The sequence below is a fragment of the Paenibacillus sp. 01T422 genome, assembly GCF_056398785.1.
In genome coordinates this window covers 17,192-31,926 of the sequence record NZ_JBFTQB010000024.1, presented here as the reverse complement: position 1 = coordinate 31,926, position 14,735 = coordinate 17,192, and the positions used below count along the sequence as shown (strand labels likewise).

The following is a 14,735-nucleotide window of genomic DNA, read 5'->3' as shown; positions in this document are numbered from 1 at the left end:
GAGCTAAGCTTCCTTTCTACCATATGGATATGTACCGCATTTCCCAAGAGGAGGCGGACGAGCTGGGGCTGGAGGATTACTTCTATGGAACTGGCGTGACCTTGATTGAATGGTCAAGCCTAATTGAAGATCTTCTGCCTCCGGAGCGACTTGCCATTACGATATCCCTTCAGGGGGATCAAACCAGAGTGTTTCACCTGACTCCACACGGAGATCCGTATGTGAGTTGGTGTGTGCAGATGAAGGAGAACGGACATTTACAATGACAGACCGGACAAATCATACAGGCCGATGCTTAGCCATCGATACCTCATCTTCAGCCATGACCGTTGCAATTCTCGAGAACGGAAAGATGCTGGGCGAGGTGAGCTCATACGCTGAACGGAATCACTCCATCGGACTGCTTCCACATATTCAAGATTTGCTGGCTTCGTTACAGCTGAAACCTAAGGACCTGCAGTCTGTTGCAGTGGGCCAAGGGCCAGGTTCGTATACTGGGGTGCGTATTGCTGTTTCTGTAGCCAAGACCTTTGCCTGGTCACTGGGCCTTGATCTTATCGGCGTTTCCAGCTTGGAAGCCATGGCGCTTGGCGGAGCGATGAAGCAGGAGGACAAGAGTAATAAGGGACTCACGTGGGTCGTACCGCTATTGGATGGAAGGCGCAAACAGGCGTTCACTGCCGTTTACGCTTATTCTGGTGTTTCACCGATGTCTGATCAAGACGCACTAGCCGCAGATTGGCATGAAGTGTTACCCGACGGCATTCGAGTCATTGGACCATGGCTGACGCAATTGGTTGAGCAGGCAGCAAGTACAGAGCCTGAACAAGTGCCGCATAAGATCCTTTTTGTAGGCGAAACGGAGGGCTTCAGCGAAGAGCTTGCGCAATTTGCTCAAGATTGGAAGGGGAGCTCGGAGCAGCTTTCCTATGGGATCGAAGCCCAGTATATTGGTCAGCTTGCTTATCCCCGATTAGCGAAGGGTGAGAAGGCGGACGTGCATACGTTCGTGCCAAACTACACAAGACTGCCGGAAGCGGAGGCTAATCTGCTGGCCGGCATCCAGGTGAAGAGGGGAGGGAATTGATCGTGGAACAACATCAGCCGCAGACAACGGAAGAAACGTTGGTTTTTCGCTCCATGCAGATGGAAGATATTCCCTTTATTTGTGAAATCGAGCAGGAAGCCTTTACAACACCATGGACCAAAGGCGCCTTTGAAAATGAATTAACGAACAATCAGTTCGCTCATTATATGATCATGGATATCGGCGGCGAAGTCGCTGGATACGGCGGTATGTGGCTCATTATGGAAGAGGCGCATGTAACGAATATTGCCGTCCGCGACTCCTACAGAGGCCGCAAACTCGGGGAGCATCTTATGCGTGAATTGATGAAAACAGCCGCTTTTCTTGGGGCGATTCGGATGACACTTGAGGTGCGAGCATCGAACTACGTGGCGCAAAATTTGTATGAAAAAGTCGGCTTCCGCTCCGTTGGTGTACGCAGAGGCTACTATACCGATAATCGTGAAGATGCGGTAATTATGTGGGCGGATTTACCTAAGAGAAGAAAGGATAGTCTCGGGGAGTGAGGCTTTCGGCAGGTGAAGAATGTGAGTAAATTAGATCAACATAGTAAACCCGTCTATATTTTGGCTATTGAAACAAGCTGTGATGAAACCTCTGTAGCGATTGTCGAAAATGGGAAAATCATACGCTCGAATGTGATTTCGAGCCAGATTGAGACGCATCAGCGTTATGGCGGCGTCGTCCCTGAGGTCGCTTCCCGGAAGCATGTAGAATCGATTACGTGGATGCTGGAGGAAGCCGTTGAAGAAGCGGGTGTCTCTCTTCAGGAGCTGTCGGCGATTGCCGTCACGGAGGGCCCCGGTCTGATCGGGGCTCTGCTAGTTGGCGTTGTTGCAGGCAAAGCGCTGGCCTGCGCGCTGGATCTGCCACTCATCGGTGTCCACCATATTGCGGGCCATATTTATGCGAATCAGCTCGTGCACGAGTTGGAATATCCGCTTATTTCCCTCGTCGTGTCCGGCGGACATACAGAGCTTGTGCTGCTCGAGGAGCCGGGCAAATTCCGCATTATCGGCCGAACACGCGATGATGCGGCTGGCGAAGCCTACGACAAAATCGCCAGAGCTATGGGACTGCCCTACCCTGGCGGACCCCACGTGGATCGGCTTGCACAGGAAGCCGAATCCGAGATCAAGCTGCCGCGCTCATGGCTCGAGGCAGACTCTTACGACTTCAGCTTCAGCGGATTGAAATCCGCGGTGCTGAACGTCGTCAACCAGAGCAAAATGCGCGGCGAAGCCGTCCAAACCGCGCAAATCGCCAAAGGCTTCCAAGCATCCGTCATCGACGTGCTTGTCGAGAAAGCGGCACGCGCCGTCCGTGAATACGGCGCCAAACAGCTCCTGCTCGCAGGCGGTGTCGCGGCGAACAAAGGGCTGCGCAGCGCGCTTGCTGAGCGCTGCGGGGAGCTTAACGTGCCGCTGTTGGTGCCTCCGCACCGCCTATGTACGGACAACGCTGCGATGATAGGCGCAGCCGCTTTCCTCAAGTGGGATAAGCAGGAGTTCGACTCCATGGAGCTCAAAGCGGAGCCACAGCTCAAGCTCGAAGAATGGTAGTCTGAAAAAAATAAATGTTCAGATAACGGTATTGACTTTGCCAAATCTGCATATTATAATCACAATCAATACTTTAAAACGCAACGAACGGGATTAGTACGGAACCTCAGTTTCGCTCAGAGAGCTGTGCGCTTGGTGAAAGCACAGACGAAACGTGACCAGAACTCGCCCGGGAGCGGTAAGGCTGATAAGGATGCCAAGGATCCAGCACCCAAGTAGGTCTTGACGGTTGACCCCCGTGATCAGGTACATGAGTGGTTTCGAGCGTAACAGCTCGGATCAATTAGAGTGGTACCGCGGAAGGTTCAGACCTGTCGTCTCTTTTATAGAGATGGCAGGTCTTTTTGGTTTTTGAATATAGAATAAACRCAATGAACAAGAGTAGTAAGGGCTCACTTCTACGGTACAGAAAGCTGCGGGTTGATGCGACGCAGACCGTGAACGCCTTGAACTCGCTTGGAAGCGGTCATCCTGATCGGCAGTTTCACCTGCTGTTAGGGATGAACGGATGACCTCCGTGATCAGGTGACATAGCAGCCGCTATGTCTGAGGTGGGCTTCGCTTAAGCGAAGCCAACAAGAGTGGTACCGCGCTGGGTGAAGACCCGTCGTCTCTTATGTGGAGATGACGGGTCTTTTTGTCGTCTCCAGAACGGGGATCAATACCCAATTATCAAACAACAAACCATAGCCAACAAAGATTGGCTCAAATTCAAGGAGGAATTGAACCATGGAAAATAACACAAACCGCCGCATTCGCATTTTTGATACGACACTTAGAGATGGTGAGCAAGCGCCAGGTGCTTCTCTTTATCCGGAAGRAAAAATCCGCATCGCGAGACAACTGGCCAAAATGGGTGTAGATACAATCGAGCCTGGCTTTCCAATTTCCAGCCCTGGTGACTTTCATGCCGTACAGCAAATTTCGCGTGAACTGCAAAGCGTAGAGATTTGCGGATTTGCCCGTGCGATGAAGGCTGATATTGATTCGGCGATCAAAGCTACGCAAGACGCTGCATCGCGCCGTATCCACATGTTCTTGTCCTCCTCGGATATCCATCTGGATTTCCAGCTCCGCAAATCCCGTCAGCAGGTCGTCGAGATGGCTCGCTCCATGGTTGCGTATGCGAAGCAGTTCGTGAACAACATTGAATTCTCACCGATGGATGCAACCCGGACAGGGGACGAATTCCTGTTTGAAGTGCTGGAGGCAGTCATCGCAGAGGGCGCCACGATTCTGAACATTCCGGACACAGTCGGGTACGCGCTGCCAGAAGAATACGGGGCGATGTTCCGCAGAGTGCGCCAAAGTGTAAGAGGCGGCGATACGGTTGAGTACAGTGCGCATTGCCACAACGATCTGGGGCTTGCTGTAGCGAATAGCCTTGCTGCTATTGCGGCTGGGGTCACACATGTAGAGGTAACGGTGAACGGAGTAGGAGAGCGTGCAGGAAACTGTTCCCTGGAAGAACTTGTGATGGCGATAGAGACGCGTAAGCAAACGATGGGTGTGGAGACAGGGATTGTGTCCAGCGAGATTTTTAACACGTCCAAAATGGTCAGTCGGATCATGGGCTTCCCGATTGCTTACAACAAGCCGATTGTTGGAAGAAATGCGTTCCAGCATGAAGCCGGCATTCATCAGGACGGCTTGCTGAAAAACCGCAATACCTACGAAATTATGGATCCGGAAAAGCTGGGCATTCCACGCTCCATGATCATTCTTGGCAAGCATTCCGGAAGACATGCGCTGAAGCACCGTGTAGGCCAATTTGGCATTGAGCTTTCAGGAGAAGAGCTGGACACTCTGTACACCAAGTTCAAGGAAAAAGCCGATGAGCAGAAAATGGTGACCGACGATCAACTTCTGGAGCTTGTTGGTTCAACAGTCGATGGGCAAATGGAGCCATTCACGCTGACACATATGCAGGTTGTTTCTAGCAGTGATCGCAATCGTGTTGCTTCTGTCTCCGTTCGAAATAACCAGACAGGTGTTGAGAATGTCTACTCAGGTACAGGTGAAGGTCCGATCGAAGCGATCGTTCAGAGTCTGCGCCAAGCGATCCCGATGGATGTGGATTTCTCAGACCTGGAGCTTCATTCCTTGTCTACAGGTGAAAAAGCAACCGGTGAAGCAGAGGTCACGATTACGGTAGAAGGTCAAACCTTTAAGAATACAGGTATCGACCAAGACGTGCTTGTTGCGGTGGCGAAGGCTTTTATCTCAGCGTGTAACCAAGCTATTCGCATGCAGGGTCAGCCAGCAAATTCAAGCGAAGTGACGACAGCTTCTTAATGGGCTGGTCTCACCTAAATTGTAAGAAAACTTAGTTATATACACGACTTGTGAACAAAGTTATACACATGCCCTGTGGATAATGTGCATAACTTTAAAAATTCCCCATAGATCAATGATTGTAAAGGCGGAATTTGTCGAATAACTTTTTAACAAGTTTTTGTGGATAATGTGGATAAGATTGTGGAGAACAGCAGAAAAGCTTTAAGAGGGGCGGATTTCGCCCTTCTTTTTTTTGTGGATAACTTAATATACATGGAAAATAGGTGATGAGAGCCTCTATTTAAATTTTCGGAACAATCAAGCAGTGGATACTTTCCCCTATGGATGAAAATGCTAAAAGCAAAAACAGCAGGAGAATGCCCATGAACTTTAGAAAAATGGTCCGGATTGTGGGTATCTTAGGTTTTGTTTTGCAGTTGTCCACAATTTGGGGGACAGTAAGCGCTCATGATGACACAATCATCCACAATGTAGAGGGTGTTGACCGAAACGACACTGCCGAAAGACTGGAGAGACTGGAAAGAGTAGAAAGAGTTGAAAGACTGGAAAGAGTAGAAAGGGCAAAACAAGTGACCGTGGTCTCAATACCTGGTCTTTCTTTTCTGGAGCTTCGGCCCGAGCAACTGTCGGCACTGCCTCATTTTAAGCAAATGACAGAGTTAGGTGCGGTTGGCGCTATGAATATTCGTACGGCGAACCGCTCGATGCGGGATGTATATGCCTCTTTGGGAGCAGGTGAGCCTGCTGTAGGCATTCTAGAGGCGTTGGCTTTTGAGGCGAAAGAGTCCAGACATGGTGTTCGTGTTTCCGAGCTTATGAACCGGTATACAGGTCTTTTGGAGGGAAATCAGACTAGTCTTCTAGAGGAAGATACCCTGATCGTTCCGGAGCTGGCGATGCTCAAACGGCTTAACAAAGAGCAAGCCTACGGCGTAGGCACATTAGGGGATTTGCTGAAAACGTATGATGTTCATCGTTCCGTGCTAGGAAGCAGTGATTTGGGAAGAGGCATGCATCTGGAGTCAAAGCAATTGCGTCGTTTTGCTCCGTTAATGCTTATGGATTCCAATGGAATTGTGGATAAAGGGACACTTGGTGAAGATGCGGCGATTGCTGTTGTGGACAGAGCGGGTGGTATGAGTACCGATTATGCACATTTGACTTCGCTTTGGAAAAACAGGCGACAATCAAGCATCACGCTTATCGAATTAGGTGATTTGTACAGGTTGTACAGTGAGAAAACACATTATGACCAAGATCGGTTTAATGAGCTTAAAGCGTTAGTGCTGCGTGACATGGATCAATGGTTGGGGCAAATGATGGAGGAAATGCAGCCTGGCAAGGACAGCCTGTGGATGTTCTCGCCAGAAGTTAACACGGAAGCAGTTAAAAGCAAATTGTACTTATCCCCAGTCATTCATTACACAGCAGATGGTAGAGCAGGGATCCTTGTTTCGGAATCAACCCGCAGGCAGGGGATAGTCACTTCACAAGATTTCACAAGTACGCTGCTGAACGAGTTCAAAATTCCAATTCCCATTGGGCTGATAGGGATCCCACTGGCTTCCGCTGGGCTGAACAATGCACTAGATGAGCTTGTAAAGGATCAGAGCAGCATACAGATGATTTATCGCAGCAGACCTTCGTTGCTGTATCCCTTTGCCACTTTTGAGATGATTGTCCTCCTGATCAGTTTGATCTATGTTGTGTGGGTGAAAAGGAGAGGACGAAAAGAGGTAGTTCCGGCTCATGATGTCCTGCGGATACTTTTACTGTCACTTTTGACTGCACCTGCTGTTATGTTGATATTAGGGTGGATTGCTGCGCCATTAACAAGTCAATTGGGGATAGATGGAGCAATCATCGTCCTTGTTCTTAGCTTCGTTGTGGGCAGTCTGTTCCTAGCCTTGATTCTGGCAGCATATAGCGAAACAACGACGATGATTTGGTTGGGTATGGGAACAGCGGCAATCATCGTGCTGGACGCCTGCACAGGAGCGCACGCGATGAAATATTCCGTGCTTGGCTATGATCCGATGATCGGCGCACGCTACTACGGCATCGGCAATGAGTACATGGGCGTCCTAATCGGCGCCCTAGTCCTTGGCGTGACGGCAGCTCTGCAGCGCCGTTATGCCGCTCGCGGCACGCGGGCCTCACGCATGGCGGCGCTCGCCGCATGCGCTGCGTTCTTGCTCGTGACGGTGTGCCTGACGGCACCGTCACTTGGCGCGAACGCGGGCGGCGCCCTGAGCGCCGCGGTCGCCTTCGGCGCAGCCGGCGCGCAGTGCTTCGCCGGCGAACGCTGGCGCGAGCTGCGCCTACGCAGGGCCTCGGCCCTGCTGGCGGCGCTGCTCGCGCTCGGTATTGGGGCGCTGTGGCTGCTCAACAGCGCCGATTCTCCCGCGGCGTTCGCGCGGGAGAGCCATGTCGGGCGCGCGTTTCACGCGCTGCGCGCTGGGCAGTTCGATCAGATCGGACATCTGATCGTGCGGAAGCTGCGGATGAACGTGCACTTGCTTCGTGCATCCGTCTGGAGCAAAGTGCTCATCACGAGCCTCTTCGTGATGGCTGTGTTAGTGCTTCGCCCTCGCGGCCGCATGCGCGTGTGGCAGTTCCGAAACCCGTACTGGATGTGCGGGTTTTCAGCCAATATGATCGGAGCCATAGCAGCGCTGCTGCTGAATGACTCCGGCATTGTTGCGGCCGCGACGATGATCGTTTTCGTCGCGGTTCCGCTGCTGCTGCTGCGCCTGCGGGAGCTGGCGGTTGAGCAGGAAGCTTAACGTATAGCGCAGCATGTTCAGCGGCAGTTTCCTGGATCCTTTAACGATGTTAAACATCGTTAAAGGGTGGGCTTCAGGTTTCCACCGCACTTTAACGTTGTTAAACAACGTTAAAACGGTGGCAGGCTTGAATTTGCGGCAGTGTGGCGCAGATAAAGTTGTTTTTCAGCGTTAAGTCGCGCTGATCTTGGAGTTCAGTTATTTTAACGTTGTTAAACAACGTTAAGTGTAATGAGAGCGGGGGTAGCGTCTCATGAGCAGCCCCAAAAGGCCCTCTCACGCAGCTTCCAAGCGGAAGCTGATCGCGAGAGGGCCTATATGGCTTTCTCAGAGCGAGAAACCCCGAGCTTTCATCAGTATATCTAGCTGAGCAGCCTCAAAAGGCCCTCTCACGCAGCTTCCAAGCGGAAGCTGATCGCGAGAGGGCCTATATGGCTTTCTCGGAGCGAGGAAACCCCGAGCTTTCATTAAGATATCAGCTGAGCAGCCTCAAAAGTCCCTCTCACGCAGTTTCCAAGCGGAAGCTGATCGCGAGAGGGCCTATATGGCTTTCTCAGATCCGTCATTCATTCGCTCAAGCGAGCAAAATCTCCCACTCTTCATAACATGCCGCAAGCGCACCCTTCCGCTTGTCAACCTCAGCCGTCTTCTCCTGAACGAGGACGTAGTTATTGTACACATCAGGATCGGCAAGTTCCGCCTCCAAAGCAGAAACCTCGCCTTCCAACCGCGCGATGTCGAGCTCGAGCTGCTCCAGCTTCCGCTGGCGACTGCGTTCTTCACGCTTAGCCAACTTGTCCGCTTCATACCCGCCCCCGCTGATGGCGGGTTCATTTTTACCAACGCTGCTTGCGGATTTTTTCTCCGCTTCTTTGGCTAGGCGTTTTGCTTCCATTTCGGCAAGCTCTGCTTTTTTCTCCAGATAATCGTCGTAGTTGCCGAGGTAACTCGTGAGCCCGTCCTTTTGCAGATCGAGCATGCTTTCGGCCATTTTATTCAGGAAGTAACGGTCATGGGAGATGAAAAGGAGGGTGCCCTCGTAGTCCATCAACGCGGATTCCAGCACTTCTTTACTGTATAGATCCAAATGGTTGGTAGGCTCATCGAGGATGAGCACATTCGCTTTTTGCAGCATGAGCTTGGCCAAAGCCACGCGAGCTTTTTCTCCACCGCTTAAGGCTGAGACTTTCTTGAACACCTCTTCGCCGCTGAACAAGAAGTTCCCTAGGACGGTGCGAATTCGGGCTTCCTCCAGATGCGGATACGTGTTCCACACTTCCTCCAGCACGCTGTTGGATGGGGTCAAGCCTGTCTGCTCTTGATCGTAATAGCCAATTGTGACGCCTGTTCCCCATTTGAAAGTACCGGCGTCTTGTTTGTGCTGGCCGATTAACGTCTTCAGCAGCGTCGATTTGCCGACTCCGTTGGGGCCGATGAGGGCAGCTGTTTCCGAGCGTCGCAGCTGAAAGGAGACACCGTCAAGCAGGCGGTTTTTTCCATCATAGGAAAGCGCCAAACGATCGACCTGAAGGACCTCTTTGCCGGAAGTCTGCTCGATCTCAAAAGAAAATGAAGCACGCTTCAAATCCCCCATCGGCTTATCCAGACGATCCATTTTCTCGAGCTGCTTGCGGCGGCTCTGCGCTCTTTTGGTCGTAGAAGCACGCACGATGTTACGTTGTACAAAATCCTCCAGCTTCGAGATCTCTTCCTGCTGCTTTTCGAATTGCTTCATTTCAATCTCATAGTTAGCTTCCTTGATTTCAATAAACCGGGAATAGTTCCCCGTGTATCGCTTGGAAGCATGGCGTTCTATTTCGTAAATGGACGTAGCTAAAGCATCCAGGAAAAAGCGGTCATGAGATACGACCAGAATAGCACCAGGATAACCCCGCAGATATCCTTCCAGCCAAGTCAGTGTCTGGATGTCCAAATGGTTCGTAGGCTCATCGAGCATGAGCAAATCGGGCTCTTCGAGCAGCATTTTCGCCAAAGCCAATCTGGTTTTCTGACCGCCGCTTAGCGTGTGTACGAGGGTATCAGGAGAAAATTGGCCGAAGCCCATCCCGTGAAGGATTCCGCGGATTTTGGCCTCAATTTCGTACCCGCCTTGTTCACGGAAATATTCGGAGCGCCCTGCGTAACGATTCATCGTAGTTTCATACTTTTTTTCATCTTCAATAAGAGAAGGGTCTGCCATCTGATCTTCAAGCTCACGAAGCTCTCTCTCCGTCTCCAGCAAGGAGCTAAATACGCTGAGCAGCTCGTTCCATATGGACTTGTCCGTTTGCAGACCGCTGTTTTGTTTTAAATAACCGATTTTTGTTTCTTTCGCTTTGAAGAGATCGCCGCTGTCATATGACATTTCGCCGGCAATAATTTGGAGCAATGTTGACTTCCCGGCACCGTTCACGCCGACTAGACCAATACGTTCTTTGTCCTCGATTTGAAGCGTTATATTGGAGAGTACAGAACGTACCCCGTAGCTTTTGGAAATGTTAGAAACCTGTAATAACATCTTCTGCTGCCTCCTGCTTATTAATGAAAGAACCTGTGGAAGTCCTTAACGGAACTGCCTATTATCCCATCAATTCACTAGTATACACCATGCGTGAGTACGTCGTATGCTTAATTTTGCATGGAGTTAAAGGGGGATAGAGGGATGGCGTACTTGCCTTTGCGGCTTGTCAGGTATTTAGGCATATTTATGCTGATTTTTGTCGTGCTTGGGTTGCCACTTGGAAGGTGGGATAAAGGCTTATTATCCAATGTCCCCGCTAGGCCTGCCGCTAATTTAGAAGCGCCCGCTTCCTTCACCGTTATGTCTTTTAATATGCACCACGGAGAAGGGATGGACGGTAAAGTGTCCTAGTCTAACCTATAAGGTAGGTCAATATGGCATGGCCGTTTTGAGTCGTTATCCGATCGTTGACAGCAGCTGGACGCTTCTCCCGGGAAATCTGGAGACCAGGAGCTTGCTAATGACTACTGTGCAGATTGGTTCTGAGCCAGTCCATGTTGCAACGACCCATTTGGGGCTTTCTGGGGAGGATCGGAGGCTTCAGCTTACGCGTGTATCAGAGCTTTTGGCAGATAAGAAGGGACCGCTCGTCGTTGTCGGCGATTTTAATATGAAAGAGGATGCATTCCCAGTCAAAATGAACAGCATGTCGCTCGAGGACGTCCCATTAAACAAAGACTCGCAGGGCACTTTTGCAAGCGGTCAAAGGATCGATTATGTTTTCACGAATGTGAAAAATTTCGGTTCAGCTTGGACGATTCCGACGATATTTTCGGACCATTTTCCTGTTATCGCACGGTTTAGGATGGGGTCTACAGCACGAGTATAGTTTTTTTCCTTGTTTATGTTAAAATGGGGGAAACCACTCCTTGTTAGGGAAGGGCTGAGCCAGTATGAACATTCGTGAACGGAAAATTGAACTACGTAAGGAAATGGAAGAAGTACGCTCGTCCATTACGGGGGAAGAACGAGAAGAGAAGCAGCAGCGCATTCATGAGCGAATGACGAAGCTTTGTTCAGATAGACTTCTTAGCACTCAGCAGCAGGAAGCGTCCGTTCCCCCTACGATAATGACTTATATGCCATTCCGGTCCGAGCTGGACGTTGCTCCTCTGATGGAATGGTGTTGGCAGCAGGGAATTCGTGTGCTTGTGCCGAAGGTTGTAGCAGATACGAAAACAATGAATTTGCATATCATTCACTCCTACGACGATCTGGAGAGCGGAGCATGGGGCATTAGAGAGCCTCATAGCAATGTGCCGATCGAGCACGATTTATCTACAATTTCGATGATTTTGGTGCCAGGGCTTGCCTTTGACATGGATTTCGGAAGGTTGGGGTATGGCGGCGGTTTTTATGACAGATTCATGCAGCTATTTGCTGCGCGAGGTCTGAAGAGACCTTTTGCGGTTGCTGCTGCTTTTGATAAGCAGTTGATTCCCGCGGTTCCTTCCTCCTGGCATGATTTCCGGGTTGATGGCATTGTCACCGAAAGCAAAATGGTTTTCAAATCAGAAACATAAAAGGGAGGTGAGTGACTTGCCCGATTCCTCTCCACTAACCCATTTTAACGAACAGGGACGAGCTCGCATGGTTGATATTTCGGACAAGCCGGAGACGAAGCGAACAGCAACAGCCCGTTCGACTTTACTTATGAAAAGCGAGACACTTGCCTTAATTAAACAGGGTAAATTGAAAAAAGGCGACGTCCTCGCTGTCGCGCAGGTGGCTGGCATCATGGCCGCAAAAAAAACATCAGATTGGATTCCTATGTGCCATCCGATCGCTTTATCGGGCATAGACATTCAATTTGCTGATAATGGCAACAACGAACTCTACATAGAAGCAACTGTCCGGACGACGGGACCAACAGGCGTGGAGATGGAGGCTTTAACGGCCGTATCTGCCGCCGCGTTAACCGTCTATGACATGTGCAAAGCCGCAGAGAAGGATATGATCATTAGCTCCACGATGCTGGTCACGAAAACAGGCGGAAAAAATGGGGATTTTCACAGACAAGATAGTTGATTGAGACGCGACTTAGACCACTGGAGTTTGCACATAGATGAAGTCGACGATCATTCAGTAGTAGGGGTTATCTCATTCAGTTAACAAGGGAGAGGTGACGAAGGATGCACTGGAAAGTTGCGATTTTGACAGCCAGTGACCGCGGTTACCGAGGAGAACGAGAAGACACCAGCGCTCAGGTAATCCGCGAGCTTATTGAAGAGGAAATTCAAGGTGAGATCATCGAGTACCGTGTTGTTCCGGACGAGATGGACGAAATTATGGCTTCATTAATAGAAATGACGGACTACTATCAAGCTGATCTGATTCTAACAACAGGTGGGACAGGTCTGGCTCCGCGCGATGTGACGCCGGAAGCAACGCTGAATGTCATTGACCGGGTTGCCCCGGGCTTTGCAGAGGCTATGCGGATGATTTCCATGCAAAAAACGAAGAAAGCGATGCTTTCTAGGGCCGTATCAGGTATTCGCGGCCGCACATTGATTATTAATTTGCCAGGCAGCCCCAAAGGCGTGCAGGAGAATCTGATGGCGATCATCGATCAGCTTCCGCATGCGCTGGGCATTCTGACGGGCAAAGAAGGTGACCACGGGTGAGCAGACAGGAATCCATGCTGCGTGAAGTGAAGGTTGAGGATGCGATTGGGATGATCCTGCCTCATGATCTTACGCAGATTTTGCCGGGCGAGTTCAAGGGTCGTCTGTTCCGCAAAGGTCACCAGGTGACGGAGGCCGATATTCCTGCATTGCTCAGCATTGGCAAAGAGCATATCTACGTCATGGAACTGCAGCCAGGCTATCTCCACGAGGATGAAGCCGCGCAGCGGATGGCGAGAGCATTAGCGGGCGACGAAGGTGGCGAGCTCATGCTCACGGAGCCGCATGAGGGCAAAGTGAACGTGAAATCACCGATTCGTGGCTTAGTCCGAATCGACAAAACCTTCGTCGATAGCGTGAACGCGATCGACGAGGTCGTGATGTCGACCATACGCAGCGGCGTGGTCGTGGAGGCAGGCGCTTCGCTTGTTGGCACGCGGGTAATCCCGCTGATTGTTGATGAAGCGAAGGTCGTGGAGGTCGAGCGGATAGCTGCCGCTCGCCGTGCGGAGGGCTTCACCTTGCTTGAGGTGAAGCCGTTTCGTAAGCTGCGCGTTGGCGTCGTGACGACGGGCAGCGAGGTGTACAAGGGCCGAATCAAGGATAAATTCGGCCCGGTGGTGAAAGAGAAGGTCGCGCAGCTCGGCTCCGAGGTGGTAGACCAACGCTTCGCGCTCGACGATAGCGAAGCGATTGTTGGTGAGATCCACGCGCTGCTTGCGCAGAACGTGGATCTGGTTCTGGTCACGGGCGGCATGTCCGTGGACCCGGACGACCGCACGCCGGGCGCGATCAAGCAAGCCGGCGCCCGCGTGGTCAGCTACGGCACGCCGATGCTGCCGGGCTCGATGCTGATGATCGCCTATCTGGGCGATGTGCCGATCATGGGCTTGCCGGGTTGCGTCATGCATGACCCGTATACGTCCTTTGATGTGCTGCTGCCGCGTATTTGCGCAGGCGAGACGATTGTGCGCAGCGACATTACGGAGATGGGGTATGGCGGGTTTTATCAGTGTTAGTAGTTAATTAACTGGAATTAGTCCAGTAAAGTGGACTATTCGTGGTGATAAATGCAATTTAGAGGGAGTATCTGCTGCTAATTTGGGGCGTTTTGACTGCTTTCGGAGGATTTGYGTGAAATTAACGGGAGAAATGCGTGTTAATGCTGTTAATTGAGCATCTGAGAGCAAATTAGCGGGATATGTTCATGTTAAATGTTCATAAAGCAATACGTGATGGAGATGAAAGACATGTTTCAAAACATTGGTTTTACCGAGTTATTATTGATCGCGGTCGTTGCGTTAGTTTTATTCGGGCCCAATAAACTGCCCGAGATTGGCCGTGTGCTGGGGCGCACGATCAGGGATTTCAAGAAGGGTGCCTATGAGCTCATGAACGATGAGCCCAAAGCGGCACCTACACCTGCGCCTGAGGCGGTTCAGCAAGCGCCTCAGACTAGCCCTGCAGCCGAGGAACAAGCGCCTGTTGTTGTCGCGTTTGCGACGAGCGGTCCAGCCTTGGACAAGGCTGAAGAAGTATCGCCAGAGTCTCCTGCGCCAGCTGCTGCTGTTACGTATGCAGAGAGGTTTGCTGCTATGGATGATGCTGATGCTGATGCACCTCCAGTGTCTTCAGCGGAGCCAGCAGCCGTGTCACCTGCGGAGAAAGCAGCTGTGTCGTTTGTGTCGAGTGCGCCTGGGCCTAACTTGGCAGACTTGGCGGAAGAATCCGTCACTCAGCCTACGATCTCTAAACCAGCACAGGCGGTTGTTCAACCGAGTAATCCGCGGCGACTACCGGACTAGTCCAGTTTTCTTTTTAGCAAAACAAGTGGTTCAGTCTTTCAGGCTCGATTCA

The 14,735-nt window shown here is 51.2% G+C and carries 14 protein-coding genes and 2 other annotated features; of the genes, 13 read left to right on the top strand and 1 reads right to left on the bottom strand.

Annotated elements, in window-relative coordinates; translation table 11 throughout:
- The 6 genes from tsaE to AC1DUA_RS02685 all read left to right on the top strand — a co-directional run.
- On the top strand, positions 1-266 hold a 266-nt coding region (tsaE, locus tag AC1DUA_RS02710), incomplete at its 5' end, for a tRNA (adenosine(37)-N6)-threonylcarbamoyltransferase complex ATPase subunit type 1 TsaE (RefSeq protein ID WP_477498266.1).
- Complete coding sequence (gene tsaB, locus AC1DUA_RS02705) at positions 263-1,087, top strand: tRNA (adenosine(37)-N6)-threonylcarbamoyltransferase complex dimerization subunit type 1 TsaB (protein ID WP_477498265.1); 825 nt, start codon at positions 263-265, stop codon at positions 1,085-1,087. The genes tsaE and tsaB, both read left to right, overlap by 4 nt.
- Before the next feature lie 2 nt (positions 1,088-1,089).
- Positions 1,090-1,593, top strand: coding sequence for a ribosomal protein S18-alanine N-acetyltransferase (rimI, locus tag AC1DUA_RS02700; protein WP_477498264.1), 504 nt, complete (start codon positions 1,090-1,092; stop codon positions 1,591-1,593).
- A gap of 21 nt (positions 1,594-1,614) precedes the next feature.
- Entirely contained in the window at positions 1,615-2,649 is a 1,035-nt protein-coding gene (gene tsaD / locus AC1DUA_RS02695; RefSeq protein WP_477498263.1) for a tRNA (adenosine(37)-N6)-threonylcarbamoyltransferase complex transferase subunit TsaD, read from the top strand.
- Between the two features lie 74 nt (positions 2,650-2,723).
- Positions 2,724-2,974 (top strand) — a binding site (T-box leader).
- Between the two features lie 37 nt (positions 2,975-3,011).
- Positions 3,012-3,267: a binding site (T-box leader), on the top strand.
- A 111-nt stretch (positions 3,268-3,378) separates the two neighbouring features.
- Entirely contained in the window at positions 3,379-4,944 is a 1,566-nt protein-coding gene (locus AC1DUA_RS02690) for a 2-isopropylmalate synthase (protein ID WP_477498262.1), read from the top strand.
- Positions 4,945-5,309: 365 nt separating this feature from the next.
- Positions 5,310-7,733, top strand: coding sequence for a hypothetical protein (locus tag AC1DUA_RS02685; protein ID WP_477498261.1), 2,424 nt, complete (start codon positions 5,310-5,312; stop codon positions 7,731-7,733).
- Positions 7,734-8,307: 574 nt separating this feature from the next.
- On the opposite strand, the gene AC1DUA_RS02680 is transcribed toward AC1DUA_RS02685, so the two are convergent.
- The gene (locus AC1DUA_RS02680; protein WP_477498260.1) at positions 8,308-10,251 is read right to left on the bottom strand and encodes an ABC transporter ATP-binding protein; all 1,944 of its coding nucleotides are present in this window, start codon (positions 10,249-10,251) and stop codon (positions 8,308-8,310) included.
- 144 nt (positions 10,252-10,395) lie between these two features.
- On the opposite strand from AC1DUA_RS02680, the gene AC1DUA_RS02675 reads away from it, so the two are divergent.
- The 7 genes from AC1DUA_RS02675 to AC1DUA_RS02645 all read left to right on the top strand — a co-directional run bounded on the left by AC1DUA_RS02675 (position 10,396) and on the right by AC1DUA_RS02645 (position 14,683).
- Positions 10,396-10,605 (top strand): hypothetical protein, encoded by a 210-nt coding sequence (locus AC1DUA_RS02675; RefSeq protein WP_477498259.1) that lies wholly within the window; start codon positions 10,396-10,398, stop codon positions 10,603-10,605.
- Complete coding sequence (locus AC1DUA_RS02670) at positions 10,565-11,083, top strand: endonuclease/exonuclease/phosphatase family protein (RefSeq protein ID WP_477498267.1); 519 nt, start codon at positions 10,565-10,567, stop codon at positions 11,081-11,083. Before AC1DUA_RS02675 ends, AC1DUA_RS02670 begins: the two co-directional genes overlap by 41 nt.
- 64 nt (positions 11,084-11,147) lie before the next feature.
- Complete coding sequence (locus AC1DUA_RS02665; RefSeq protein ID WP_477498258.1) at positions 11,148-11,777, top strand: 5-formyltetrahydrofolate cyclo-ligase; 630 nt, start codon at positions 11,148-11,150, stop codon at positions 11,775-11,777.
- A 16-nt stretch (positions 11,778-11,793) separates the two neighbouring features.
- Positions 11,794-12,282: a cyclic pyranopterin monophosphate synthase MoaC gene (moaC, locus tag AC1DUA_RS02660; protein WP_477498257.1), complete on the top strand. Its 489-nt coding sequence runs from the start codon at positions 11,794-11,796 to the stop codon at positions 12,280-12,282.
- A gap of 104 nt (positions 12,283-12,386) precedes the next feature.
- On the top strand, positions 12,387-12,878 hold the full coding sequence (locus AC1DUA_RS02655; protein WP_056608535.1) for a MogA/MoaB family molybdenum cofactor biosynthesis protein: 492 nt from the start codon (positions 12,387-12,389) through the stop codon (positions 12,876-12,878).
- 14 nt (positions 12,879-12,892) lie between these two features.
- The gene (locus AC1DUA_RS02650) at positions 12,893-13,897 is read left to right on the top strand and encodes a molybdopterin-binding protein (protein ID WP_477498256.1); all 1,005 of its coding nucleotides are present in this window, start codon (positions 12,893-12,895) and stop codon (positions 13,895-13,897) included.
- Between the two features lie 231 nt (positions 13,898-14,128).
- Entirely contained in the window at positions 14,129-14,683 is a 555-nt protein-coding gene (locus tag AC1DUA_RS02645) for a twin-arginine translocase TatA/TatE family subunit (RefSeq protein ID WP_477498255.1), read from the top strand.
- Positions 14,684-14,735 lie beyond the last annotated feature (52 nt).